17 protein-coding genes are annotated in these 26,537 nt (G+C 63.6%); 9 read left to right on the forward strand and 8 right to left on the reverse strand.

Features of this window, described 5'->3' with window-relative positions:
• Window position 1 precedes the first annotated feature (1 nt).
• The 3 genes from grpE to BJI47_RS20050 all read right to left on the reverse strand — a co-directional run bounded on the left by grpE (window position 2) and on the right by BJI47_RS20050 (window position 3,200).
• On the reverse strand, window positions 2-634 hold the full coding sequence (gene grpE, locus BJI47_RS20040; protein WP_088945374.1) for a nucleotide exchange factor GrpE: 633 nt from the start codon (window positions 632-634) through the stop codon (window positions 2-4).
• A complete protein-coding gene (gene dnaK / locus BJI47_RS20045; RefSeq protein ID WP_088945375.1) occupies window positions 631-2,472 on the reverse strand; it encodes a molecular chaperone DnaK in 1,842 nt (613 codons plus the stop codon). The genes grpE and dnaK overlap by 4 nt, the downstream gene beginning before the upstream one ends.
• A 230-nt stretch (window positions 2,473-2,702) precedes the next feature.
• Window positions 2,703-3,200, reverse strand: coding sequence for a Pro-kumamolisin, activation domain family protein (locus BJI47_RS20050; protein ID WP_088945376.1), 498 nt, complete (start codon window positions 3,198-3,200; stop codon window positions 2,703-2,705).
• A gap of 278 nt (window positions 3,201-3,478) precedes the next feature.
• Between BJI47_RS20050 and treS the strand changes: the two genes are divergently transcribed.
• The gene (gene treS, locus BJI47_RS20055; protein WP_088945377.1) at window positions 3,479-5,659 is read left to right on the forward strand and encodes a maltose alpha-D-glucosyltransferase; all 2,181 of its coding nucleotides are present in this window, start codon (window positions 3,479-3,481) and stop codon (window positions 5,657-5,659) included.
• 8 nt (window positions 5,660-5,667) lie between these two features.
• Here treS and BJI47_RS20060 read toward each other — a convergent pair whose 3' ends face one another.
• The 3 genes from BJI47_RS20060 to BJI47_RS20070 form a co-directional block, all read right to left on the reverse strand.
• Window positions 5,668-7,125 carry a dynamin family protein gene (locus BJI47_RS20060; protein WP_088945378.1) on the reverse strand — a complete coding sequence of 486 codons (1,458 nt, stop codon included), beginning with the start codon at window positions 7,123-7,125 and terminating at the stop codon, window positions 5,668-5,670.
• Entirely contained in the window at window positions 7,122-8,933 is a 1,812-nt protein-coding gene (locus tag BJI47_RS20065; protein ID WP_088945379.1) for a dynamin family protein, read from the reverse strand. Before BJI47_RS20065 ends, BJI47_RS20060 begins: the two co-directional genes overlap by 4 nt.
• A 105-nt stretch (window positions 8,934-9,038) precedes the next feature.
• Complete coding sequence (locus BJI47_RS20070) at window positions 9,039-11,060, reverse strand: IniB N-terminal domain-containing protein (RefSeq protein WP_088945380.1); 2,022 nt, start codon at window positions 11,058-11,060, stop codon at window positions 9,039-9,041.
• Between the two features lie 255 nt (window positions 11,061-11,315).
• Here BJI47_RS20070 and BJI47_RS24910 point away from each other — a divergent pair, with 255 nt between their 5' ends.
• The 5 genes from BJI47_RS24910 to BJI47_RS20095 all read left to right on the forward strand — a co-directional run bounded on the left by BJI47_RS24910 (window position 11,316) and on the right by BJI47_RS20095 (window position 18,844).
• Window positions 11,316-13,115, forward strand: a complete 1,800-nt coding sequence (locus BJI47_RS24910; protein WP_303393533.1) for an Hsp70 family protein — start codon at window positions 11,316-11,318, stop codon at window positions 13,113-13,115.
• 8 nt (window positions 13,116-13,123) lie between these two features.
• A complete protein-coding gene (locus BJI47_RS20080) occupies window positions 13,124-15,199 on the forward strand; it encodes a helix-turn-helix transcriptional regulator (RefSeq protein ID WP_088945382.1) in 2,076 nt (691 codons plus the stop codon).
• Between the two features lie 97 nt (window positions 15,200-15,296).
• Entirely contained in the window at window positions 15,297-16,409 is a 1,113-nt protein-coding gene (locus BJI47_RS20085; protein ID WP_088945383.1) for a hypothetical protein, read from the forward strand.
• Between the two features lie 14 nt (window positions 16,410-16,423).
• Window positions 16,424-17,452, forward strand: coding sequence for a hypothetical protein (locus BJI47_RS20090; protein WP_139804871.1), 1,029 nt, complete (start codon window positions 16,424-16,426; stop codon window positions 17,450-17,452).
• 75 nt (window positions 17,453-17,527) lie between these two features.
• Entirely contained in the window at window positions 17,528-18,844 is a 1,317-nt protein-coding gene (locus BJI47_RS20095) for a S1 family peptidase (protein WP_176224979.1), read from the forward strand.
• 24 nt (window positions 18,845-18,868) lie between these two features.
• Here the strand turns inward: BJI47_RS20095 and BJI47_RS20100 are convergent, their stop codons facing one another.
• Window positions 18,869-19,939 (reverse strand): GNAT family N-acetyltransferase, encoded by a 1,071-nt coding sequence (locus BJI47_RS20100; RefSeq protein WP_176224980.1) that lies wholly within the window; start codon window positions 19,937-19,939, stop codon window positions 18,869-18,871.
• A gap of 388 nt (window positions 19,940-20,327) precedes the next feature.
• The gene (locus BJI47_RS20105) at window positions 20,328-20,999 is read right to left on the reverse strand and encodes a hypothetical protein (protein ID WP_088945386.1); all 672 of its coding nucleotides are present in this window, start codon (window positions 20,997-20,999) and stop codon (window positions 20,328-20,330) included.
• Window positions 21,000-21,551: 552 nt separating this feature from the next.
• Here BJI47_RS20105 and BJI47_RS20110 point away from each other — a divergent pair.
• The 3 genes from BJI47_RS20110 to BJI47_RS20120 all read left to right on the forward strand — a co-directional run bounded on the left by BJI47_RS20110 (window position 21,552) and on the right by BJI47_RS20120 (window position 26,528).
• Complete coding sequence (locus BJI47_RS20110) at window positions 21,552-24,947, forward strand: (Fe-S)-binding protein (RefSeq protein WP_088945387.1); 3,396 nt, start codon at window positions 21,552-21,554, stop codon at window positions 24,945-24,947.
• Window positions 24,948-25,056: 109 nt separating this feature from the next.
• On the forward strand, window positions 25,057-25,518 hold the full coding sequence (locus BJI47_RS20115; protein ID WP_176224659.1) for a hypothetical protein: 462 nt from the start codon (window positions 25,057-25,059) through the stop codon (window positions 25,516-25,518).
• The gene (locus BJI47_RS20120) at window positions 25,491-26,528 is read left to right on the forward strand and encodes a DDE-type integrase/transposase/recombinase (protein ID WP_217808503.1); all 1,038 of its coding nucleotides are present in this window, start codon (window positions 25,491-25,493) and stop codon (window positions 26,526-26,528) included. Before BJI47_RS20115 ends, BJI47_RS20120 begins: the two co-directional genes overlap by 28 nt.
• Window positions 26,529-26,537: the final 9 nt, after the last annotated feature.

Consider the following 26,537-nt stretch of genomic DNA (forward strand, 5'->3'; position numbering starts at 1 on the left):
TTTACTGCCCCTCGGGAGCATCGGCTCCCGAATCTTGTGACGCATCATCGACCACACCGACCATCGCGGTCCGTAGGACACGATCTCCGAGCTTGTAACCCGGACGCATCAGCGTCCCGATCACTGGTTCGTGTCCGTCACCCTCATGGGAGACGGCTTCGTGAACCGACGGATCGAACGTGTCACCGATGGCGCCGAACGCGGCTAGTCCGATGCTGTCGAACACACCGGCGAGCTTGTTCGAGAGCGCCTTCAGCGGACCCGTCTCCAGGTCTCCGTGCTGTCGAGCTCGCTCCAGATCATCGAGGATCGGGAGAAACTGGGAGACAACGGACGCTTTCGCGTTCTCTGCTCCCGATTGCTTCTCGCGGTCGGTACGCCGACGGTAGTTGGCATACTCTGCCGACACCCGCTGCAGATCGGCGGTGAGTTCCGCGATCTGTGTATCGCGCACGTCTTCCACCACCTCTGCCTCGATATCCCCTTCGTCCACCGAGTCGGGTTGGGACGCAGCCCCGGTGCCCACGAGGGGTTCCGGAACTGCGTCACCTTCCCGAACTTCACCGGTCTCGGGATCGATCTTTCGCTTGTCCACGAAAGTGACCGGTTCCTGCTCGGTGTTACCCGAACTCACTTCTTCTCCGTGTCGACGGGCTCGTCCACGACCTCGGCGTCGACGACACCGTCGTCAGCAGCCTGAGCCCCGCCCTCTGCGCCGCCCTGCTCGTTGGCCTGAGCCTCGTAGATGGCGGTGCCGAGTGCCTGAGACTCGGTGGACAGCTTCTCCACAGCGGACTTGACCGCCGAGATGTCGCTACCGGCGAGAGCCGACTTGGCCTCTTCGATTGCCGTTTCGACGCGGCCCTTGAGTTCGGCGTCGACCTTGTCCTCGTTGTCCTTGACGAACTTCTCCGTCTGGTGGACGAGGGACTCGGCCTGGTTGCGGACCTCGGCCTCTTCGCGACGAGCCTTGTCCTCGTCTGCGTGAGCTTCCGCGTCGGCGACCATGCGCTCGATCTCTTCCTTGGACAAGCCGGAGCCGTCCTGGATCTTGATCGTGTTTTCCTTGCCGGTGCCCTTGTCCTTGGCCGTGACGTGCACGATGCCGTTGGCGTCGATGTCGAACGTGACCTCGATCTGGGGCACTCCGCGAGGAGCAGGTGGCAGTTCCGTCAGCTCGAAGGAGCCGAGGAGCTTGTTGTGCGAAGCGATCTCGCGCTCACCCTGGAAGACCTGGATCTGCACCGAAGGCTGATTGTCGTCAGCGGTGGTGAAGGTCTCGGACCTCTTGGTCGGGATGGTGGTGTTGCGCTCGATGAGCTTGGTCATCACGCCACCCTTGGTCTCGATGCCGAGGGACAGCGGTGTGACGTCGAGGAGTAGAACGTCCTTGACCTCACCCTTGAGCACGCCTGCCTGCAATGCAGCACCGACGGCCACGACCTCGTCCGGGTTGACGCCCTTGTTGGGCTCGCGTCCACCGGAGAGTTCCTTGACCAGCTCGGATACCGCAGGCATACGCGTCGAACCACCGACGAGTACGACGTGGTCGATGTCCTTGACGGCGATGCCGGAGTCCTTGACCACTGCCTGGAACGGCGCACGAGTGCGGTCGAGCAGGTCGGAGGTGATCTTCTGGAACTCCGAGCGGCTGAGCTGCTCGTCGAGGAACAACGGGTTCTTGTCGGCGTCGACCGTGATGTACGGAAGGTTGATCGACGTGCTCTGCCCGGAGGACAGCTCGATCTTCGCCTTCTCGGCAGCTTCACGAAGACGCTGCAGAGCCATCTTGTCCTTGGTCAGATCGATGCCGTTCTGAGCCTTGAACTTGTCGACGAGCCAGGTGACGATCCGCTCGTCCCAGTCGTCGCCACCGAGGTGGTTGTCGCCCGAGGTTGCACGGACCTCGACGACACCGTCGCCGATTTCCAGCAGGGAGACGTCGAACGTGCCGCCGCCGAGGTCGAACACCAGAATGGTCTGCTCGCTGTCGCCCTTGTCCAGGCCGTAGGCGAGTGCAGCCGCGGTGGGCTCGTTGACGATGCGCAGGACGTTGAGACCGGCGATCTGACCGGCTTCCTTGGTTGCCTGACGCTGCGCGTCCTCGAAGTAGGCGGGCACGGTGATGACCGCGTCGGTGATTTCCTCGCCCAGGTAAGCCTCGGCGTCGCGCTTCAGCTTCTGCAGCGTGCGCGCACTGATCTCCTGTGGCGTGTACTTCTTACCGTCGATCTCCACGTTCCAGTCCGTGCCGACGTGACGCTTCACGGATCGAATCGTGCGGTCGACGTTGGTAACCGCCTGGTTCTTCGCGGGCTGGCCGACGAGCACTTCACCGTTTTTGGCGAAGGCGACGACCGACGGTGTGGTGCGTGATCCCTCGGCGTTGGCGACCACAACCGGCTCGCCGCCCTCTAGGACGGACACAACCGAGTTGGTGGTCCCGAGGTCGATACCGACCGCACGAGCCATAATATTTCCTCCTGTTATTGCTGTGGAAAATGCCTAGCTGAGTGAACTGCACTCAAGTCTGCAAGACAACATTTGATTCGTCAAGCTGGAGTTGAGCCTCATCCACTCAAGGCTGTCGAAAGGGTCAACGGAGGATTCGCGGAATTTGTTCCCGAGGCCGTCCTACACACACGAATGCGCCGTGACGGCAGTGCCGTCACGGCGCAGGATCGAGGTGAAACCTTCCGCTACTACTCCTCGGTGTCGGCAGGCTCCGGTGCGCAATCGACAGTGAGCAGGCCGACAGCGACGTTGTTCGTGTAGTTGGCATCGAGTTGCGGCGAGAACACCGCCACGCCGCCCGGGCGCGAGACCCACTCGGTAGCCCCACTCGGCACGATTACCTTTTCTGTCTTACCCGGTTCGATCTTCTCGACAGTGGCGGCGCCGTTGACATCGGGCAGCACCGCATAGTTGACGGACACCGCGGACGCGGCACCCTTGCCGACGTTCGCGACCGAGATTTCCAGCGCGCCGACCTTCTCACCCTCCGGCTTCTTGTCGTCTTTCGCCACGCAGGCCGTTCCAATCGTGACGACGAGATCGGGTGAATCGGCGACCGAGGAACCGAACGGACTTGCAGGTGCTGCGGGCTCTGCGGAGGCGAGGGGCGCCAGGACGACCGCACCCATGGCGGCGGCAATAGCGGCTGTCGAGGCCAGGGCGGTGGCGCGGGCGATGTGACGCATGAGAGTCTCCTGTGACAGGTGAGTGTGTTGGTGCAGATGGTGTTCTTGTTGCCAAATTGACTATTACCTATGCGAACCAGACATTCCATACCAGGCGGTCTCGATTGAGTGACGCTTTGCTTACCGGTCGATCACGTTGCCTCGGAACAACATCGATGTAATTCCCGAGCCGAGCACAGTGCACCGGGTTTCGCCTGCGCCCCGACCGGGGATGCTCGGGTCTGCGGACCGTCCGTTCCCTACGTAGGGTTTGAGGAAAAGCGAGGCTACGGAGGCACATGGATCCCGAAGTGCAGCACGAACCAAGCGAGATCACCTACGACGAGAAGTTCTATCCGGCCAGACCCCGACCGCTTCGCCCCTCCGTCCGTCGGGCCAACCGGCTCGGCAACTCCTTGAAGGACAGCGATCCATCCGCCGCCAATAGTGAATACGTCGAATGGCTCACCGAGCAGTCGATGCTCAGGGACGCCAAACTCATCGCAGAACAGCTCTCCGGCAAGGGCAGCATGTGGCAAAACCCCTATGCCGACCCCAACCCCCGGGGAGCCGTCGAGCGCGCGCCCGTCTGGTTCACCGCCTACCCGATCTCGGTGATCAACGCTCCGCAGACCAGCTTTCTGCACACCCTCGGCAACGAAGAGCTCTGGCAGGCCTTCTCCGACATCGGCATCACCGCCGTCCACACCGGACCGGTCAAGGTCGCCGGCGGCATCCACGGTTGGAAGCCGACGCCTTCGGTAGACGGCCATTTCGATCGCATCGGGATGCAGATCGATCCCGCGTTCGGCTCGGAGGAAGAGTTTCGACGCCTGTGCGTCGTCGCCGCCGCATACGACGGCATCGTCATCGACGACATCGTCCCAGGACACACCGGCAAGGGGGCGGATTTCCGCCTCGCCGAAATGGCAGTAGCCGACTACCCCGGGATCTACCACATGGTGGAAATCGAGCCGGAGGACTGGCATCTACTACCGCGTGTCCGCGCCGGTGCCGACTCGCAGAACATCGACGCCGAGGCCGAAGCCAATCTCGCGCGCGCCGGCTACATCATCGGTCAGCTTCAACGGGTCATCTTCTACGAGCTCGGAGTGAAGGAAACCAACTGGAGCGCAACGGCTCCCGTCGTCGGCATCGACGGCGTCGAACGTCGTTGGGTGTACCTGCACTACTTCAAGGCCGGGCAGCCGTCGATCAACTGGCTCGACCCGTCGTTCGCCGGAATGCGCCTGGTGATCGGCGACGCATGCCACTCCATCGCCGACCTCGGTGCCGGTGCACTGCGCTTGGACGCCAATGGCTTCCTCGGTGTCGAGCGCCGCGCGGAAGGCCCCGGCTGGTCCGAGGGTCACCCCCTGTCGGAGGCCGCGAATCATCTGATCGCCAGTGTGGTGCGCAAGATGGGCGGATTCACCTTCCAGGAGTTGAATCTGACGATCGACGACATCAAGGCCATGAGCGAAAACGGTGCCGACCTGTCGTACGACTTCATCAACCGGCCCGCCTACCATCACGCGCTCGTCATGGGGAATACCGAATTCCTCAGGCTCACCATGACGCTGAGCCGCGACCATGGCGTCGACCCGGCCTCGCTGGTGCACGCACTGCAGAACCACGATGAACTGACCTTCGAGCTCATCCACTTCGCAACGCTGCACGCAGAGGACGAGTTCAGCTACTGCGGCGACGTCGTGAAGGGTTCGGATCTCGGCGATCTGATTCGGTCCGATCTCACCGATCGACTCACCGGACGTTGGGCACCGTACAACCGAACCTTCACCACCAACGGAATCGCCTGCACCACAGCCAGTGTCATCACCGCTTCACTCGGAATCCGCGATCTCGATCGGATGGACGAGTCCGATATCGACACCGTCAGAACCGTTCATCTGATGCTCGCGATGTTCAACGCCCTGCAGCCTGGCGTGTTCGCGTTGTCTGGCTGGGATCTACTCGGTGTGCTTCCTATCGACGCCGAGGACGTCGCCGAGTTGATTCGCGAAGGCGACACCCGCTGGATCAACCGTGGCGCGCACGACCTGATGGACAGCTTCCCCGACGCGGTCCGCTCGGAATCGGGCATACCCCGTGGCCGCAGCCTCTATGGCGCTTTGCCTGCACAGCTGAAGGATCCCGACTCGTTCGCCAGCCAGCTCGGTCGAATCATCGAGATTCGCAACAGGTTCGGCATCGCGACCGCGCAGCAACTCGATGTACCGACCGTCTCGCACAAGGGACTGTTGGTGATGGTGCACGAACTGGGTCAGGGCACCATTCAGGCAACGGTCATCAACTTCTCTTCGGACGAGGTAGCGGCAACCATCCAGTCCAAGTTCCTGACTCCCGGCGCGGGCGTCTTCGACATGTTCGACGACTCGGAGCTCGGCGTAGTCGACGAGCTCAACAGCTTCCCGATGACCCTTGCCCCGTACCAGGGGGTGCCGGTCATCCTGCGCTGACGCACAAATCAATGCGTTACGGCGACAACGCCTTCCGCGCTTCGTGCTGCGACGGCGCAGGCGCGCGAGGTGAACTGATCTAGCAGTGGATGCTCGGAGAGTCTGCGCCACTTCGAGATCGCGTCGAGCGCCCTATCGCGGCGCTCGGCCGGTCCGGAGTCCGGGTCCAACCCGAGCCGGACGGCAGTGTCGATGCCGTATCCACCGATGATCCGCTGCAATTCCGCGACGTCGCCGTCGGGCAGTTTCGGGACGGTGGATCGTAGCCGTCCAAGCAGTCGTAGTTCTTGAAACCCATGCACGTCGGCCAGCATTCGGCCCGCTTCGGCTCGAAAGACTGCGGACTGCGCAATGGGCCGAGATTCGAGAATTCGCTGCAGCGCAACGAGCGCCGAATGTAGTTTCAGCTGGTCCGCGCGTTGACCGAACTGTACGTCGATCACCGAACGTAGTTCGCTCAACCCGCTCCGTTCGGTCAATTCCGCTGCCAAGGTCGGCGAATCACGGATGCCGAGTTTGATCAGAGTGATCGCCATCCTGATCCCGAACAGGCCGAAGCGATCGACGATCGATGCCCGCAGATCCTCATCGACGGGAAGCATCCCGGGTCGGGAGAACCTGTCGGCCGAGAGCATCGCCAATGCCAGATCTTCCTCGGGTACTCCTGCCAGGGTTTCGAAGGCCGCGAACTCCGACTGCCGCAATGTTCCAGCGGCCAGAGCGAGCAACCCCGCAACCGGCACGACGGCCTGACACAGTCCTGTCGCTTCCAACTCGGCAGCGAACCGGGCCGCGACCTCGTGTGCGGACATCATCGCGTCCATCCGGCCTGCCCCGACCTCGTCGGCACGCGAGAGAACCCCGATCACACCGAGCGGTCCCGACTCACCGCCGACATGAGCGCCGATCTGATTCAGAAAGCTCACGTCGGTAGCGTTGAGCGTCCGCAACAGATATACGACGGCATCGGCCCCGGAAGAAGAGTTCTCCGGCGTCAGCATCGACAGTGTGCGAGCCGACACGTCTCGGGAGAGCGAGGAAGTTCCGGGCGTATCGATGATGGTGCTGTGTGTCAGGGTGCGCGCGGGCCACTCGACTTCGAGACGGTCGACATCCGACGCCGTCAGGTCGCCGAGGTCGAACGTCAAGCGTCCGTCGCGGCGCTGCACTGGCACGTGTGTGGACTTGTCTCCGTCGTACCAGGCTGTGACGTTCGGACTGGCTCCGTTGCGATACCAGGTGACCACCTTGGTGCATTCGGTGGCATCCGTCGGCGCTATGTCCTGTCCGACAAGAGAATTGAGCAGTGTCGACTTGCCGGCCTTGAGCGATCCGGCGAGCGCGACGCGCAGCGGCTGACCCAGCCGATCCAGTACCTCGGTCAGTGAGGCAGCGGCGTAGGTGTCGATCGAATATGCAGCGCGTGCGGCGGAGATGAGCTCACGGGCATCGGCGAGCGGAGTCACTGTGCCCGGCCGCTCGGCACGAGAGCGGAGGCATGCTCGTTGAGCTCCGCAACGACCTTCATCTGCCGGTCCAAATGCGCAGTTCGCGTCGATCTTTCGGCTGTTTCGACGGTTGCTGCTTCCTGCGCTGCGCGCAGTGAATCGTTGAGCGATCGCAACGTCTGCTCGGCAATGGAAGTGAAGTGATCGCGCAGCACCCGCTGAATCAGGCGGAGTCGATCCTTCGATTCCTTGCCGACCTGAAAGCTGACATCATCGGTGAAGCGGCGAATCGCGATCTTGGCTTCCGAACGACGAGCCCGCACCTGATTTTCCTTGTCTTCCTTGTACGCCTTGGTGCCCAGCAGCACGCCGGCACCGATGGAAATCGGATTGAGCAGACTGAGGCCGACGAAGGTGGTGATAAGCCCGAACATCAGTACCCCTCCATACGATCCACGCATTCCGACGAGGACTTTCTGGGTGATCCCGGTCTTCCCCGTCTCCAGATCGGCAAGCGAGGCAACGGGTTCGAGGATGTCGTCGAGATCGCCCAGATCGAGATCGGGCAGTGCGACGGCACCGGCGGCGGCAAAGTGTTCTGCGACGAGCTCGGACAACCAGAGCGCACGCTCATGCGCCCATACGAAGTTGTCACCCACCGACGCCGCGATCTGCTCTTCGAGCCAGTCGCCGAGTTCGAGCCACTCCGAACTCGGGTCCCCGGCGTCCACGGTCCCCTCCGCCTCGCGTGTCACTCGACGCAGCCGATCACGCAGGTCGTGGTCGATGTCGGCAGCGAGGTCGGCGATACCGTCGGAGAGGGTGTGCTGCCATTGCGAGGTCTTCTTGTGCAGTTCCTCCGCTGCGGCTTTCGCCCGTTGCAGTCCGGCAACAGCCGCCTCGGCTCGTTGCGGATCACGCAGTGCCGCAAGCTCACTCCCCATTGCCAGCGTGAGATGCTCGGTGACCGACCTGATGTCGAGCGAGACGGCAGCTCGCGTCGTGGCATCGGCGCGCGAGAGGACGTTCTCGCGGAGGAACGTATACAGCTCGGGAAATCCCGACTCACTGTTCAACTCCTCGTCACTGAGCCGCAGCGCGTGCGATCGCAGCATCGAAGACAGCGGAACGATCGGCACATCGAGGCCTTCACGCGCCAGGTGAGCGAGGTTGGCATCGACGATCTGCCGCCAGTGCGGGTAGAGGTCGGTTTTGGTGACCAGCAATGCCACCGATGGACACAGGCCCAAAACCTGTCGGAGAAAAGACACTTCGGGCTCGGTGAGCTCCCGACTGGCATCGGAGACGACCAGCACCGCGTCGGCGGACGGAATCAACCCGAGTGTGCCTGCGGCATGCGGGTTTCCATGGCCACCCACGCCGGGAGTATCTACGAACACGAGCCCGTCGGCCAGTAGCGGACTCGGTACGTTGACCTCGAGCCGAAGGACCTCACGGGATTGCGTCCGAGTATCCGCAGGGGTGATGGTCTGTAGATCTTCGAGCGGTACTTCGACCCGAACGGCGTCGTTGCCTGGATCGGCAAGCACCAGTTCTGCATACGGACGTTCGGAGTTCTGCACGACGGTGGGGATGGCGGTCGATTCGTCGTCACCGACCGAACACACGTTGAGGTTCAGCAACGAGTTGACGAATTGGCTTTTTCCCTGCTTCAGGGGGCCGACGACGACGATCCGCCTTCTGGGATCGAGCACTCGCTCCTTCGCGAGCTCCATCCTCGACACGAGATCGGACCGACCGACGCTCTGCGCTACTGCCGCAGTGCGATCGAGCAAATCGGCCAGCTGCTTCGCTTGCCCGTCCATAGCCTTCTTTCCGATACACGTTCCTTCTCGAGCGTTCGGTTGAACTCTAACGACAGAGTGGCCCCGGGCGAACCGAACCGCCCGAGGCCACCGACAGTCGCCTGGCTACGGATCGAGAAGATCGGTGTGGTGATCGCCGGTCGACAGGTCGGCGACAGACTGTGCCGAGCTGTCGATATCCCCGTGCAACCCGGCGTCCGAGTGCAGACCCGCATCGGACTGAGCTTGTCCGAAGATGCTCGAATCCACTGCGGACCAGGCACTCGAATCGAAGGCCGAGGTCGAATCGAACGATCCGGATGCGCCACTCGTGATGCCCCCGGTGACTGCACCGACAGCATCGGCGCCACCAGCAGCGGCGCCGGATAGTTGCGCGGACATATCTGCAGCCGACCCGAGCCCGGCACCGACGGCGCCGGCCACCTCTCCGCTCGCATCGGCGGCCGCTTCTGCTCCTGCGGAGGTACCAGCGGAAACGCCCGCGTCGATCGCTCCGGCAACGCCACCGCCGATGTCTGCCCCACCCGCCTCTGCACCCGCTGCTGCACCGTCGAGCGCTCCGGTGAACGATCCTCCCAGATCGCCGCCGACGCTACCGAGACCTCCGGCGAGGCCGCCGCCCAGCCCTGCCAGCCCGGACAGTCCGCCGGAGACCCCTGCACCTGCTTCGCCGACGGCACCGATGCCGCTGTCGATTCCGCCGGCAACGACTACGCCTGCAAGACCACTGAGGTCGAGATCACCGGATCCAGCGACGCCCCCCGCGGCGCCGAGAGCCGATCCGAGTGCGCCGTCGAGAGTTGCTCCGAGTTCGGTACTGGCACCGAGGACTGCGCCCAGGTCGAGTGCACCGCTTGTGCCGAGAACACCGTCGAAAGCTGCGCCGAGACCTGCTCCGGCTTCGCCACCTACACCGAATGCGCCACCGAGGACACCTTCGAGCGTGGTCGATACTCCTGCCTGTCCGGAAGCGTCGATTGCGGTGTTCAATGCAGTGGTCAGGCTGCCGACGACACTGCTGTCCAGATCGAGGGCGGTGCCGAGGGCACCGCCGACGAGGGCGCCGATATCGGCGTCCGCAATTCCGGTGAGGTCGAGGTCGGCCAACACCCCGGCGTCCAGGACGGCACCGAGCGCTGCGCCCAGCGAACCACCGAGATCACCGTCGACGCCGAGAACGCTCTCCAAGGCTCCACCGAGTTCGCCGCCGATTCCGCCACCTGCGCTGAATGCGGCGTCGAGGGCTGAGCCCAGGCCGACTGCGATCTCGGTTCCGAGTCCGAGTCCGGCACTCAGGGCTGCGCCGAGGTCCCCGGTGAGGTCGAGCACGCCTCCACCGATCACGGCACCGAACACGTCGCCGAGCGCAGCGCCGAGATCGGCTCCGATGGTTCCGCCGACGCCGAAAGCAGCGCCGAGTGCGGCGCTGAGGGCTCCGTCTACACCGGCAAGGGCCTCGAGATCGATGCTGCCTGCCGCCCCGAGTGCAGCGTCGAGCGCTGCACCGAATGCTCCGGTGATGTCGCCGCCGAGCTCGATGCCGCCACCGATCAGTCCGCTCAGGGCGCCACCGAGATCCGCCGCGCCACCGAGATCGATCGATCCGCCTGCGCCGATAGCGGCTTCGAGTGCGAAACCGAATGCTGCGCCGAGGTCGGCTCCGATATGGCCGCCCGCTGCGAGGGCTGCACTGAGCGCAGCACCGATTTGAACTGCGATGTCACCGGCCGAATCGACGTCGCCGCCCGCGCCACCACCTACTCCACCACCGATACCACCGATGCCGCCACCGATGAGTCCGCCACCTGCAAGGCCTCCGCCAGCGACGGCGCCGGCTGTCAGTCCAAGGCCCGCTGATAGTCCACCGCCGATCGCGCTGCCACCGGCCAGGCCGCCTTCGATCGAGCCCGCGGAGCCCGCACCGAGGATGGCCGACAGCTGCGAACTCGCTCCGGCGAAAAGGCCGGACTCGGCTACCAGCGGGGCAACCGCGACGATGTCGGCGTGGCAAACCTCGCCCAACCCTGCTGCGGCCAGCGCGATATCCGGATTGGCGCAGTATGCGGCAGCTGCCTTGTCGTCGCGAAGCAGGCTGAGGATGAAATCGAGTACAGCGTTCGTGGCCATGTGAAGTGGCTCCATTCTTTTGCTCGGTCGTTCGTGGTTGATCACAAAGCTATGTGCCGTCAGCGCTCGGCAGAACGGGTCTGATCCCCCTAGCCGGACAAGCCGGCCTAGGGGTGAGTCGTTAGGGGATTCGTTGCCGTTAGGGGATTTCCCCTTCGATCCCTCTTCACCTGCTGTGAGACGTAACGAAAGGCGCGATGCTGCCGACACAGAGTCGATAGGACGTGCGGATCGAACAAGAAGCCGGAGATGAAGATGAGCGCAGGGCTCGGCATACGGATTGGAACAGCTGCCTCGGTAGCTGCCCTCGATACTTCCGAGGACCCCCACGCGCCCCGCGACTTCGCCACTGATGAGGCAATGCTCACCGTCACTCGCCGGTCCGCTCTTGATCTTCGCCCTGGTGCCGCCCCCAGTCTCGCCGGGCGCCAGGATCGCCAGAACAGCTATCTGATCAGCGGATTCGCCGACCGTGTCGGAGACCCCGTTCCCGTCATCGACGAGGACGGGCGCTCGCATCAGGCCGAGGATCTGTTCGCCACTGCCACGCGGGCTCTCGTCGCCGAAGCTTGTGCGGGCACACCCTGCGATCCGACCGTCGTGGTCACGTATCCCGACCGGTGGTCGACCTACACGACCGACGTGCTCCGCGGCGCTTTGGAACGTGCGGGCGTCCCCGATGCGACGCTCGTCTCCGACTCTGCGGCGACCATGCGCTGGCTCGAGGGTTCACGCGGCGCCGCGAGCGACGGCCTCGTCGTCATCTACGACCTCGGTGCCTACTCCCTCGACATCACCCTGATGCGCACCGGTGCCGAGGCCGGAACCATCGGAGCCGGAGCCAACTCCACCGACTTCGGTGGTGCACAGTTCGACCACCTGATCACCGAGCATGTCCTCGACACCGCAGCCAGTAGCGCTTCGTTCGAATTCGACCCGTTCGATCCCGACACCGTCGGTGCGCTCGTCGAACTTCGCGCACGCTGCTGTGAAGCCAAGGAAGAGCTCTCCTCGGAGACGGCGACGACGCTGACCGTCGACCTTCCTTCTGTGCACACCGAAACCCGGCTCGTTCGTGGCGAACTGGAAGATTTGATCCGCCGCCCGGTCCTCGATTCCATCGAGCTGATCAGCGACGTGCTGCACACTTCCGGCCTCGACGTTTCCGACGTCACTCAGGTCCTTCTCATCGGGGGCAGCTCCAGTATTCCCCTTGTCGCCGAACTTGTTTCCTCCAATATGCGTGTTCCTGTCGTCACCGGGCTGCATCCCGACCGTATCCCCGCCATCGGCGCGGCGTTGATCGCCAACGAGATCGCCCGCGCGGCTGTCCCCGACGCTCCTGTGGCCACCGCTGCGGCCGTCACCCGGCCTGCGCCGCGCCCGGCGTTCGCATCGCCGGCAGTCGCGTCCGCGGCCGAGCCGACCGGGACATCGGGCCGCAAAAAGCTCGGTGTCGTCTTCGCCTCCGTTGCTGCACTCGTTGTCATCGCTGGCGGCGGATTGTCGGTGGGAACCGCATTGACCACCAAGGATGCGCCGGCAGCTTCGGTCTCGGAGAGCAGCACCGGAGCCGGCCCGTCGGCGGCAACTGCTGCCACTGTTGCCGAATTGGGCACTACTCCTACGAACGGACTACCCGCTCCCACCGTCGCTGCGGATGGCACGCTGATCCCGGCGCCGGGAACGGCTATCGCCGCCGACGGTTCGGTCGTCTCCGCACCGGGGTCCGCTCCAGGTGTTCCAGCCCCGGCAGGCGCAGTTCCCGGCGCCCCCGCACCAGCACCCGGTGCCCCCGCACCAGCACCCGGTGCCCCCGCACCAGCGCCGGGCGTCCCTGCACCGAACCTGCCACCACCGGGCAACGCCCCGCCTGCCTACACACCCCCGGCGTACACACCCCCCACCTACACCGGCCCAGGGCTGTCCGACGCCGGAGGTGCCGCCGGAAACGTCATACAAGGCGTGGGCCAGGGTGTCGGGGGCATCGTTCAAGGCACCGGCAATGCCGTCGGAGACATCGTCGGAAGCGTTCCGTTGCTCGGCAACAAGTAGCAGCATTCGTGCTGACCAAGTCCGACATCGCAGCCCGGGCAACCAAAGCTGGGCGACCGATCTCCCGCGCACTGGCCGGGACCATTCTGACTGCCACCGGTGGATGTGAGAATGCCGTCGACGTCGCACTGGAGGCAAGCAGGCGCGTCGACGCCGACGACCCGGTCAGCAAGGTCGTCGTCGACGCTGTCCACGCCCATCGAGTGGCATACCTCGTGGCATTGACCCGCGCCGAGCAGAGTGTGGTCGTGCTTGCTCACTTCGGTGCCGAATCCGACACCGAGGTGCTGACCGAACTCACCGAGGGAGCAGTCGATCCGGCGGCGGTCCGCGAGAGTGCCGTCGCAGCAGGCGTGTTGGCACCGGACCCTCCCCCGCTGACCGGCGTCGGCGAGGCTTTGATTGCCGCCCTCGGCGCACCTCGACTCTCCGACATTCTTACCACCCTGCTCGAATATCGCAGCAAGACAGACACTCTCGACGCCGATATGGCAGTGGCCATCGCAGGTGCAGGCGTTCGACATCCGCAGTTGGCGGTCTTCCTCACCCTCGAAGGTGATGGCGCAGAGCCCGAATCCGCCGCGACGCTGTATTCGTTTGCCGTCGATGCGGGCGCCGAACCTCTGACCTTGGCTGGACGAAGGGCCGAGGTAGCAGCTGTGGTCGGCGATCTCGATGCGGCCGAGCAGTTCGGTGATCACATCCTCGAACACGGCGACTCGGTTTCCTCGGGTGAATTACGCACAGCCATAAGAACATCGGCAACGGTTGCCGCCGAGCGAGGCATGACCGAGCGGGGACGTCAACTCTACGAGTGGCTCGGCTCCGACCGCGCCGGAACTGATGCTGCACTGGCCGCCGTCGTCGCCTCGGTAGCAGGCGTCGTGCCTACAGTCACGGCTGCAACTACAGCACCGCCCACGTCGGTGAGCGCTGCGCTGACTCTGCTGGCCAATGGACTACAGCAGTCCATCACCGCGGAGTCGACGGCCGAGACCACTGCAGCAACGAACACACTGATGCGCGCGGTGTCACTGTCCGGCGCCGACGCCAGGCGAGCGGCCCCCGAGACTGCGTCGGCAACCGCCATCCTGTTCGCGCTCCACTGCGGCGATCTCGCGCGCGTCGAATCGCTGGTGTCGCGGTCCACCGCACCCATCCAGCATCCGAGCGGCACCAGAATTGCATTGCTGCAAACCTGGGCGAGCATGCTGTCCGGTGACGTTGCGTCGACGGCGGCCCGCATCGAGGCCATCCAGGTCCCCTCTTCGCACAGTCGGAACCAACTCTTTTTTCATGCGATCGAAGTCGGGCTGGCCCGCCGGTCCGGTGACCGGGGGGCGCTGGTCAACGCGTGGAACGATGCGCAGGACGTCATCGCCGAATACTCGGCCGACTTGTTCTCGCTGCTACCGATCGGTGAGCTTTGGCTCGGGTCCGTGCGGGTGGGTGAACCCGACCGTATGACACATCTGCTTGCACAGGTCGATTCCGTACTTGCAGGCCTGGACGAGCCGAGCGCCTGGGCGTCGGCATTTCATTGGTACGGAGTTCAGGCCGCCATTGCTGCCGAGAACCCCGCCGAACTGGTTCCCCATGCCCGGGCACTCGCCACGGCAGCCGAATCGAACCGGTACAGCGCCACCCTCGCAGCCGCCGGTCGAGCCTGGTTGGGCGTACTGCAAGGCCATCCGAACGTCTCCGATGTCGAAGCCGCCGCCCACTCGCTCACCCAGTTCGGATTGTCTTGGGACGGCGCCCGCCTCGCCGGCGAAGCCGCACTTCGCGCCACCGACACCCGCGCTGCGACCACACTGCTCCAGGTGGCCCGATCGCTTCGCCAGCCCGTAGCGTCACCGACCGCGGTAGCCGCAGAACCGAAAGGTTCGCTCAGCGCGCGCGAGGCCGAAGTCGCGGAGATGCTCGTCCTCGGCATCACCTACCGCGAAGCAGGCAATCGGCTCTACATCTCTGCGAAAACCGTCGAACACCACGTCGCTCGCATCAAGCGGCGCCTCGGAGCGAGCTCGCGCTCGGAACTGCTGTCGATGCTGCGTGGGATGGGATACGGAACTACTGTGTAGTTCTGCACGGGCTGTGTAACTTCTGCGGGCTTGCACACGACATCTATCTCAGTACTCCGCCCACAAGGCATCTGCAGACGACGAGGTAGCAGTAGCGATGATCAATCGGTCCGCCGAGCCGGCGCAGGCCCATCCGCCCGCACAAGCATTACCCGACGTCGGCATGTACATCGACAATCAACGCGCAATCGCAGCGGTGTCGCGGGCCGCGCGTTCGAGTCCTTCTTTGCACGTCGCTTCCCTGCACGACACCGTTCTCTACGTCCACGCCGACGGTTCGGCTTCACTCGGACGGACCGAAGACCCCGACGCGGTCGAGTTCACCGGATTCGTAGACGCAATCGGCGAGGAAGCGTCCAGCGGTCATGCCCCCGGCGATCTCGTCGCTATGGCCCTTCGGTGCCTGCTCGCCGACGTAGCCCAGTCCATTGGCACCCCGGTGGACACGCTCGCAGCTGCGGCGACGTTCCCGGCCCGGTGGACAGCGGAGCAGGTCTCGGCGCTACGGATGGCTATGAGTCGCGTCGGACTCGATCATGTCGCATTGGTTTCCGAGTCCGAGGCGCGCGCAGCGTGGGCAGGCGGACTCGATGTCAGGTGGGCTGGATCGGATTCCGGTATTGCGGCCGCTCGTGGCGCGGCAGTGCTTGCCGCCGAGTTTCCTATCGAGGCCGTGACCGAGGAAATACCGGTGCGGACTCCGGTGCGCCCGCTGTGGACGCGCACCCCCATCCTTGCGGCGGCCGCGTTCGCAGCCCTGTTGACGCTCGGCGCAGGCCTGACCGCACTGTTGATTCAGGACACCTCCGAGCCGTCGATCCCAGAGATCGACAGTGCTCAGATCGCCGAGGCCACCGTGCCGATCGTCCGTCCGAGTTCGCAGATTCCGTTTCCCACGGTCGTACCGTCAGTCGAACCATCGACCGAGCCGGTCTTCGCCCCGGCCCTTGAGCCCACCACGACGCCCCCCGAACTGCCTCGTACCTCCGACGTCGTCATCACGCCTCCGACGCCCCAGCCCGCCCCCGAGGCCTCGCTCGAAACCGAGCCGGAAACGACCACACCGAAGACCGTGAAGCCGGACGTCGACGAGCCGGAGATAGTCGAGCCGAGTACGGAGAAGCCGACCGATCCGGAAAAGCCCCCGGAGTCCGGCGGCACCACCCCGGACAGTCGGCAGGATGACACCGTGCTGAAGCCGACACCATGACCGGATGCCTGGCGATGACGATCGCCGACGGGGTATCGGTGGCCGTGCATCGACGTACCCGAAGCGAACACCCATCGGTCTTCGTCACCGACACCGTCCTGTCCTATTCCGGTAACGGCACCGCGCGCCTCGGAGTCGACGCAGCAGCGGACTCGACACCCCTCGTCGGATTCTTCGGCCGTGTCGACAAGCCCGAGGACAGCGGGCAAGAATTCCGCGCCGAAGATCTCGTTGCGACCGCCGCCTTCTGCCTCGTGAGCTCGGTGACCGCCGAGCACGGTGGAAGCATCCCGCACGCGGTCCTGACACACCCGAACACGTGGAGTTCTCACGCCGTCGACGCGATGCGGGTCGCTCTCGACCGCGTCGACCTCGATCAGGTCACGCTGATCTCGGACGAGGCTGCTGCGCGGGAATTCTATCGATCGAACTCCGGTGACCTCGACCAGGTCACCGTCACCCGCGGTGCGCTCGGAATCGTCGAAGCCATGTACTCGGTCCCAGCAGATTCGGCCGATACCGACGCACTGCCCGTCGTCACTCCCGCGCCCGCCCTGGCATTCTCCGAGGCGATCCCGGTGCAGGGTCCACCGGCACCCGACAGTCCACAGTCGACGGAATCACCGAACTCCAAGCGCCCCATCGCCATCGTGACAGCGGCTGCCGTCGCGCTCGTTCTCGTCTCGATCGGTATCGCCGCGGCCTTGGGCGCCTTCAGCGACGGAGCCGACGTCGTTCCCCCCACGATCACCGATGCAGACGCCACTCCGACGACCGAACCGTCGCCGACGCCTGTCCCTGCCGTGCCGATCCCGACCGTAGACGCCGCACCCAGCGAATTGCCCAGCCCCGCAACGGTGCCGACCGCACTGCCGCCGATCGTCGAGACAGTTCCCGCGCAGCCGTCTCCCCCGCCCGCTCCGGAGACCGTGGCTCCTGCACCGGCAGAACCCTCTTTACCACTCCCGCCGACGAGAACGCTGCCACCACGACTGACTTTTCCCGACTTCACGTTCCCTGACTTCCCCCTTTTGGGACGCTGACCACGCCGTTCATATTTTTTGTGATCAATAGCCTAAGGTGGGGCGCTGACGGCCAGCACCTGATGAAGGGATTTCATGCGTAACACGGGGGCACTGCGCGTAGCGGTGGTTTGTTCGACGGCGTTCTTACTCGTCGGTACTTTCTCTGCACCGGCCTCGGCCGAGCCCGACAGCGGAGTCGACCAGTCCGCCGCAGATCAGTTGCCGCGTGAACTCGCAGAGGCTGTAGAGCGCGATCTGAAAATCTCTCCGCAGGAATACCTCGATCGCGCGGCTCGTGCGCAGGAGTTGTCCACTTACGCAACGGATTTCCGCGCCAATCGTCCAACAGACTTCGCCGGTGCCTGGATAGGTCCCGACGGCCAGGCAGTCGTCGCAGTGACATCCCAGGACGCCGCCCATGCCGTGGCACAGGACGGCTACGACTCCGCGCAGGCCCCAGTCTCAGCAGACGGGCTCGAACGGTCCCTCACGGACCTGAACAACTGGATCTCCACCCTGCCCCGCGAGGTCGCCAGTCAGGTAAACGGTACTTCGATAGACGTTTTGGACAATCAGATCGTCATCGACATCGCCAACAGTCCGATCGGCAGCGCGCTCAACCTCCCGACACTGCTAGCGAATCTGAAGGTCATCCTGTCGCCGGGTGGACCCAAGCCCACCGATCCGACACCGATGGGTGGAGACACCTACGTCACCACCGCGGGCCCCATCAAGGACACCCCGCCCACCGACATCAGCGTCTGCTCCTTCGGCTTCAATGCCACATCGGGTTCCGGCGAGTCGGTCAACCTCAGTGCAGGGCATTGCAATCCGAATGCTGCCACCGGCGTAGGCGGCGCACCCGTCTACCTACCGAACCCGGCCAACGTGCACGACAGCACCCAGATCGGGACCTTCGCCAAGTCCAGCCTCGGATCCCCCAGCGCACTCGACTGGTCGGTCATCTCGTTGAACGCCAACGGCACCTCCTCCGGCCTCGACAAGCCGACCGTCCGCGGAGCCAACGGCAGCACGGTAACCATCACCGGCACTGCGTCCCCCGTCGTCGGTGCACCCGTCTGCAAGTCCGGTCAGTCGTCTTCGTTCACCTGTGGCGTAGTTGCCGCGGACCGCGTCGAGACCCAACTCTTCATGGATGACGGCACCAGCCGCACCGTTCGAGGCTTCGCAAGTACCGCATGCACTCTCGCGGGTGACAGTGGTGGCGCCATCGTGACCGGAACGCTCGCTCTGGGAATCACCAGCGGCTCCAACAGTGGCGGCGCACCAGATTGCACCGAGGCCAACCTGACACTGGCGCAGTTCGGTGGCACGGCAAGCTTGGGAATCCCGATCGACCAGGTCGCAGCAGAAACAGGCGCGACCGTCAGGACCGCCTCGCTCGACTGATAGTCGGCTCCGACCGGGCTTGGGTCAGGGAAAACGCTCGACGCATCGCCGAATGCGCGAGAGGGCCGGGGGAAGCTGGCGAAGCAGTCGGACCAGCACCCCGGACATGACCCAAGCCTGCGGTGCCGCCGAAACTCGGACCAACTCGTAATCCGATGTGGCCCAAGCAGATTTGATCTCGTTGACACCGACTCCCTGATCGAGTGCGTCGACGCCCAGTTCGTCATGCTTGTTCGCGAACCACTCGATCAGTTGATGACCGGGCTGGCACCGCCCGACTGTCGGGTCGTAATGGGTAAGCCACCCTTCCATCCGTGAGCCTGTTCGCAAACCGATCTCATGGGCAGCCCATTGCCCGTCGATAACCAGCCCTGCGATGCAAAGCCTGCCCGCTCGGGCCTCGCACCGCAGGAAGTCACGAGCAAACTCGCCGTGCGGCGCAGTCAGATAGTTGATCTTCGTAGTGCCGGCGATCCCGCGGGCCGCTACCTCCAGAATGTCACTCCACCGAGCGTCCAGATGCGAGACCTCGGTGATCTCCTCGACCTCGAACGACGACCGACGCTGCACCTCACTGCGGTACTGGCGAAGCCTCTTCAATGATTTCGCACTTCGAATGGCCGAGGCTCCCTGCCCGACAGCGAGATCGATGACCGGGACACGTTCACGCACCACCATTTCCACTGTCCACGACGGGTGTTGCGCGAGCCTGCGCACAGTGGGGTCGTTCGTGATCATGGAATCCGCGTCCACCATGTAGCCGAGGGACGCAATGGCGTCGAGCAACGCGTCGGAGGCTTCGATGTCCTCACTGAGAAATTCGATCGGCACTCCCAACCCGGTGCCGATCACCTTCGCGAGAGTGAACGGCCCTCGGCGCACCAGCGACAAGGCAGCCGACGCAACCAACCGTCCGTCTCTACGAATCGCCACCAATTCGAAGTCGAGACTCAACGAACGCGCAACATTCACCACGAAGCTCGGCCTCGACGAGAACACCGTCCCGACACGGTCAGCGAGCGCAGACCACTCGGATTCGATGGACGAGGGCTCGGAGTGGACATGCATCGTAACCGCAGTGACGCCTGTTTCCACCTGACCAAAGTACCAAGAGCGTGCAAAGAAAACCAAAACGTTCATCCGAACAACCGACAGGTGGAGCGAAGGGTGCCCGCACGCGCCGACGGGCCGACACCTGCTCTGCCAGTGTTTATTTCGAAGCGAAGTACGTCGTGCACATATACAAATACATCGTATGATCAGCGCGAGACCAATAGGTACACCTGTGCCGCATCACTCGAACGGAAGGCATCCCGCATGCTCGGACTTATCGGAGTCGGACTCGACCTGATCGGCTACCTGGTGACGATCGTGATCAACGGAATCGCACTGGCGGACCCCGGCATTCGCTTCGGTTGACCTCGAACGCACATCAGCCCGCCACCTCTGCTGAGGTGACGGGCTGATGTTGTGTCGAGGGTGTTCAGTTGATGCTGTCGGCGAACTTCGAGGTTCCCGGAGCGGCGTTCAGCGTGTTGAGCAGGTCGATGCCCGCGACAACCAGCGTCGGCCCACCGGCGACGATCGTGCCGATTACTCCACCGACGCCAGCACCCGGCACCAAACCGGTGATGCAACCCACAGCAAGTGTCGCGACACATCCGACTACCGCACCGATCACGGTACCGGTGAGGCCACCGATTGCGGTCGCGATACCGAGCTGCGAAGCGAAGGTCTGCTGCGCGATGAGGTTTTCCTCGGTCGAAGCAACCTGCGTTGCGCCGAGCGCGCGCGAGTTGGCCGAGGCCTTGGTCAGATCGAGCTGAGGAACGAGACGGAGCGTCTTGCCGTCGTTGTCCACGTTCTGCTCGTACGGGAAGCTCAGGCCGCCGAGATTGAAGCTGAGCGGCAAAGTGACGACTACGTTCTCGGCCTGATCGAGCACATCGACGGTCTTGCCGTCGTCGGCGACCTTGAAAACGCCTGCATCGATCGTGGTGACGATGGTGCGATCTTCGAGGTTCGACTCGTAGCTGATGTCCTGTGCGGGCACCTCGGGCGCCGCCGGAGTCGGATCTGCATAGGCTGTTCCGCTGGCGAGCCCCATCGCTGCGGCAACCAGCACCGACGTGACGACCATTTTGCTGAGTTTCATCTGAAGATTGTTTCCGTTTCTATGCAAATCGAGCCCGGCTGTTGTCGAACAAAGTTGCCCCGCAGACGCAGAAACACCCCAAGACCGAATCCGCGAGTTAGTCGGTGCGGCAGCAGCATAACCTACAACTCGACCGATTGTTATCCTCTCGCGTTCTTTTCGAAATCCCAATAGTTCCCAAATGTCACATCTGAACGTCCCGACCCAGATTGATCACGATTCCGCGCCGAATATGGATTGCCGCCGTGCATCGGTGAACGCCGGCCCAACACCTCCAGAGAAGGCAACACGGACGAACTTAGGACTGCCTTCTCGAACACCTCCGTTCGCCCTACGCATAACGTGACCATCAGGACTGACTCTACCGACCGGTTCAGCCCACCGGAAAGTTGAACGATCCGGCGATCCACCAGCGCAGAGCGATCTCCGCGTTGCTAAGTTACTCAGCAGTACGCCAGCCTTATTACTGGCGAGTAACCTGAAAAGTCGTACGCTTGTCGGGCTGGACCCGAGGCAGCTCCTCCGCTGCCTAAATTACGAAAGGCCGCTTACATGAACGCCGTGACGATTTCGTTGGGCACGTTCGGTGCGCTGCTCAGTCTCGTGTGTTGGTACTCCTTCATCCGCGGTGGATTGAAGATGTTCAACATCGTGCGCCTCGGGCAACCCGCTCCGGACCGCTGGCGCCCGATCATCCCTCGCTTCAAGCAGATGATCGTCGAGTTCGCCGCACACACCAAGATGGTCAAGTTCCGCACTGTCGGCTGGGCGCACTGGCTCGTCATGGTCGGATTCATGCTCGGAGCCATCTTCTGGTTCGAGGCATACGGCCAGACGTTCAACCCCGAGTTCCACTGGCCTATCTTCGGCGACTGGGCCATCTACCACCTTATGGACGAGATCCTCGGCATCGGCACCGTCGTCGGCATCCTCGTTCTCATCACCATTCGCCAGCTCAATCACCCGCGCAAGGCCGAGCGTCAGTCACGCTTCGCCGGCTCCCGGTTCGGCGCTGCCTACTTCGTCGAGTCAGTCGTTCTCGTCGAGGGCCTCGGCATGATCTTCGTCAAGGCAGGCAAGATCGCCACCTACGGCCACGCGAACCCGTGGACCGACTTCTTCACCATGAACGTCGCCAAAATCCTCCCGGCCAGCGTCGTCATGGTCTCGGTCTTCGCTTTCATCAAGCTGATGTCCGGCATGATCTGGCTCTACTACGTCGGCCAGAACATCGACTGGGGCGTCGCATGGCACCGCTTCACCGCGTTCCCCAACATCTACTTCAAGCGTGAAGACGACGGCACCGCCGCACTCGGCGCAGCCAAGCCGATGATGTCCGGCGGCAAGGTCCTCGTGATGGAAGAGGCCGACCCCGACGTCGACGCATTCGGCGCCGGCAAGATCGAGGACTTCAGCTGGAAGGGCTGGCTCGACTTCACCACCTGCACCGAGTGCGGTCGCTGCCAGTCGCAGTGCCCCGCTTGGAACACCGGCAAGCCGCTCTCACCCAAGCTGCTCATCATGTCGCTGCGCGATCACAGCCAGGTCAAAGCCCCCTACCTTCTCGCCGGCGGCAAGAAGGACATGGCAGGCGACGAGATTGGTCTCGTCGACGCCGACGGCAAACCCGACCAGGCCAAGCTCGATGCAATTCCGCAGGCGGCCCGGGACGAAGCCGATCGCAAGCTCGTCGCCGAAGCCATCGACGGCGGCATCATCGACCCCGAAACACTGTGGAGCTGCACCCAGTGCGGCGCGTGCGTCGAACAGTGCCCTGTGGATATCGAGCACGTCGACCACATCCTCGACATGCGTCGCTACCAGGTGCTCATCGAATCGGAGTTCCCGTCCGAGCTCGCAGGCCTGTTCAAGAACCTGGAGAACAAGGGCAACCCTTGGGGCCAGAACTCCAAGGACCGCCTCAACTGGATCAACGAGATGGACTTCGACATCCCCGTCTTCGGGCAGGATGCCGATTCGTTCCAGGACTACGAGTACCTGTTCTGGGTCGGTTGCGCCGGTGCCTACGAGGACCGCGCCAAGAAGACAACAAAGGCCGTCGCAGAGCTTCTCGCCACTGCCGGAGTCAAGTTCCTGGTCCTCGGCGCCGACGAGACCTGCACCGGCGACTCCGCACGCCGCGCAGGTAACGAATTCCTCTTCCAGCAACTCGCGATGCAGAACATCGAAACGCTGAACAACCTGTTCGACGGCGTCGAGCAGAAGCAGCGAAAGATCGTCGTCACCTGTGCGCACTGCTTCAACGCGCTCGGCAACGAGTACCCGCAGGTCGGTGGCGACTACGAGGTCGTGCACCACACTCAGCTACTCAACCGTCTGGTACGGCAGAAGAAGCTGATCCCGGTGGCGTCGGTCAGCCAGGACATCACCTACCACGACCCGTGCTTCCTCGGACGTCACAACAAGGTCTACGACGCTCCCCGTGAACTCATGGCAGCCTCGGGCTCCAACCTGAAGGAAATGCCGCGACACGGCGAACGGTCCATGTGCTGCGGTGCCGGTGGCGCTCGCATGTGGATGGAAGAGAACATCGGCAAGCGCATCAACATCGACCGGGTCGACGAAGCGCTCAGCATGAACCCGAAGAAGATCGCGACCGGTTGCCCGTTCTGCCGCGTCATGCTCACCGACGGCGTCACCGCACGCCAAGAGGGTGGCGAACACGAAGGCGTCGAGGTCGTCGACGTCGCACAGCTGATGCTCGAGTCGATCACCCGCGTCGAGTCTTCGGTTCTGGGCGAAAACATCAAGGTGATTCCACGAGAGAAGCCTGCACAGGCGGACGTCGTCACCGAAGATACTGCTGAGGTCGAAGAAGCCGAGCGCGTCCAGCCCGTCGAAGAGCCCGCAGAGTCGGCATCAGCACCGGCAGCTCCGGCACCCAAGGCCGGTGGCTTGAAGATGAAGGGCCTCGCGAAAGCACCAGGAGCGAAAGCGCCGGGAGCTGCAGCGCCCAAGGCGGAAGCCGCGCCGCCAGCTGCCAAGCCCAAGGGCCTCGGTATGGCCGGTGGCGCAAAGGCACCGGGTGGCAAGGGCCTTCAGGTCAAGGGCAAGGCGCCCGGTGCCAAGGCTACTGCGCCGGCTGCCGAAGCTTCGGCGACGGAAACTGCAGCACCCGCAGCAAGTCAGTCGGCAACGGAATCCTCGGCAGAATCGACCGAGACCAAGCCGACCGTCAAGCCGAAGGGTCTTGCCATGAAGTCCGGCTTCAAGAAGCCGGGCGCCAAGGCACCGGGCAAGCCGGCTGAGGCAACCGAGGCTCCGGCACCTGCGGCAAAGGCCGAGGAACCTGCGGCAGTCGAGGCACCGGCAGCGACCGAAGCTTCGGCAGCCGTCGAATCGAAGCCGACCGTCAAGGCCAAGGGCCTGGCAGTCAAGTCCGGTTACAAGAAGCCAGGCGCCAAGGCACCGGGCAAGCCTGCTGCGACAACCGAGGCCCCGGCACCTGCGGCAAAGGCCGAGGAACCTGCGGCAGTCGAGGCACCGGCAGCAGAGGCTGAGACACCGGAAACAGTCGAGGCACCGGCAGCGACCGAAGCTTCGGCAGCCATCGAATCGAAGCCGACCGTCAAGGCCAAGGGCCTGGCAGTCAAGTCCGGTTACAAGAAGCCAGGCGCCAAGGCACCGGGCAAGCCGGCTGCGACTGCGACAACCGAGGCCCCGGCGGCAGAGGCTGAGGCACCTGTCGAGTCCGAGCCCGCAGCAGCGGCCGCCGCCGAGTCCGAGCCCGCGGTGTCGAGCGAAGCCGAGTCGACTACTGCGGCTGAGCCTGCAGCGTCGACCGAGGCAGACTCCAAGGAGCCGACAGCATCGGCGGACGAAACTGCCCAGCCGTCGAGCGGTGATGCACCTGCTGCTCCCCCAGCCGCCAAGCCGGGCGGTCTCGGATTCCGAGCGGGCGCGAAGGCTCCGGGCCGAAAGAAGTAACCGAACACCCTTTTTCGCAAGTGCACCCCCTTTCTCGCGTCAGAGACGTTCTTTGCCAGGATGATCGTGAGACACATCCTGGCAAAGTAGGCGGGGAATCGAGTTGCTTGTGATCGACATCGAGATCGGACGCACCCGCACGGGCGGGCGCACGTTTCCGGTTGCGTTTCGGATCGCGTTCGTCGAAGAGTGGGATCTGTGTACCGACCACGGATCGAAGGTTCGACTGATGCGTGAGCACAACCTCACCAGAGCGACCGTGCGGAACTGGCTTCGGAGCCGAGACGAGGGAGAATACGAAGCACAGATGGCTCCGGCCGCAGAAAAGAGGTCACTACGCCGCATGGAGAACTTCGACCGCGCCGAATTCAACAGACTCCGTAAAGAGAACCGCGAACTCAAACACAAACTCGCCCAGAGCGAGGCGGTGCAAGAGATCCTGGGAAAAGCGTACGAGCTCTTGGAAGGAATCACCACGAGCTCACCGAACGAGGACCCGACCGAGATTCCGGTAACACTGCTGAGCGCGAACGAATACGCACGGTGGCTCGAGCGCAACAAACTGTCCTGATCGCCCTCGTCGGCGCGCTCGTGGGAGCTGACGTCGGTGTCCGTGACGGATGCGAATTGGTCGGTATCGCACGCGCCACCTATTACCGAATAACACGCAACTACTCCCACTACCGCCCTGTCGTCGATCCGACACCGCACAAGGATCGACACCAACCAGCAGCACTGACCGCATCCGAACGGACTGCGATCGTGTCAGTCCTCGAAGCTGACGACTACGCCGATCTGTCTGTCGTTCAAACATATTGGCGTGCATTCGATGCCGAGAAAATTGACTGCAGCGAGCGTACGTTCTACCGGATAGCCGCCCAACAGGGGTTGGTCGGTGATCGTCGACGCAGCAAGCTCGGCGGTCTCGTCCAACATCGCAGCAAGCCGATCGTGCACGCCGGCGACGTCGGTGAACTGTGGTCCTGGGATGTCACCGAACTGCGGGGGCCACGGACCCAGGATCGATACAGGTTGTATCTGGTCATAGATGTGTTCTCCCGCTATCCGGTGGGTTGGCGTGTCGAATACTCGGAAGACTCTGCCCTGGCGGTAGCGATGTTCGCCCGCGCTATCGAACGATTCGGGGCACCTAACGGAGTGCACGCAGACAATGGTGCAGTCATGCGTTCGGATGCTCTGGTGAGATCTCTCGTCGCCGAGAACGTCGTCCCGACGTATTCACGACCGAGGGTCAGCGATGACAATCCGTTTTCGGAGTCATTGTTCAAGACCATCAAATACGACCTCAACTGCCCACCGCACTTCGATGACATCGAGCACGCCCGCACATGGACAACAGAGTTTCTTCATCGCTACGCCACTGAACACCGCCACAGTGGACTCGGACGGCACACACCACATCAGGTGCACACCGGCATCGCTGCTGACACTCAGCAACGACGCCAGCGTGCACTCGACCGGGCTTACGCCAACCACCCCGAACGCTATCGCGCAGCACCCTGTGCCCCTGACCTTCCCGGACCCACCGGGATCAACACCAACCTGTCTCGGACAGGTTGACAACTTCCG

This window comes from Rhodococcus sp. 1168 (genome assembly GCF_002091955.1).
Taxonomy (GTDB): Bacteria; Actinomycetota; Actinomycetes; order Mycobacteriales; family Mycobacteriaceae; genus Rhodococcoides.

Coding starts and splice junctions, on each gene's coding strand:
- dnaK (WP_088945375.1), bottom strand. CDS start 2,472: ATGGCTCGTGCGGTCGGTATCGACCTCGGGACCACCAACTCGGTTGTG.
- BJI47_RS20050 (WP_088945376.1), bottom strand. CDS start 3,200: ATGCGTCACATCGCCCGCGCCACCGCCCTGGCCTCGACAGCCGCTATT.
- treS (WP_088945377.1), top strand. CDS start 3,479: ATGGATCCCGAAGTGCAGCACGAACCAAGCGAGATCACCTACGACGAG.
- BJI47_RS20065 (WP_088945379.1), bottom strand. CDS start 8,933: ATGGACGGGCAAGCGAAGCAGCTGGCCGATTTGCTCGATCGCACTGCG.
- BJI47_RS20070 (WP_088945380.1), bottom strand. CDS start 11,060: ATGGCCACGAACGCTGTACTCGATTTCATCCTCAGCCTGCTTCGCGAC.
- BJI47_RS24910 (WP_303393533.1), top strand. CDS start 11,316: ATGAGCGCAGGGCTCGGCATACGGATTGGAACAGCTGCCTCGGTAGCT.
- BJI47_RS20085 (WP_088945383.1), top strand. CDS start 15,297: ATGATCAATCGGTCCGCCGAGCCGGCGCAGGCCCATCCGCCCGCACAA.
- BJI47_RS20090 (WP_139804871.1), top strand. CDS start 16,424: ATGACGATCGCCGACGGGGTATCGGTGGCCGTGCATCGACGTACCCGA.
- BJI47_RS20095 (WP_176224979.1), top strand. CDS start 17,528: ATGCGTAACACGGGGGCACTGCGCGTAGCGGTGGTTTGTTCGACGGCG.
- BJI47_RS20105 (WP_088945386.1), bottom strand. CDS start 20,999: ATGAAACTCAGCAAAATGGTCGTCACGTCGGTGCTGGTTGCCGCAGCG.
- BJI47_RS20110 (WP_088945387.1), top strand. CDS start 21,552: ATGAACGCCGTGACGATTTCGTTGGGCACGTTCGGTGCGCTGCTCAGT.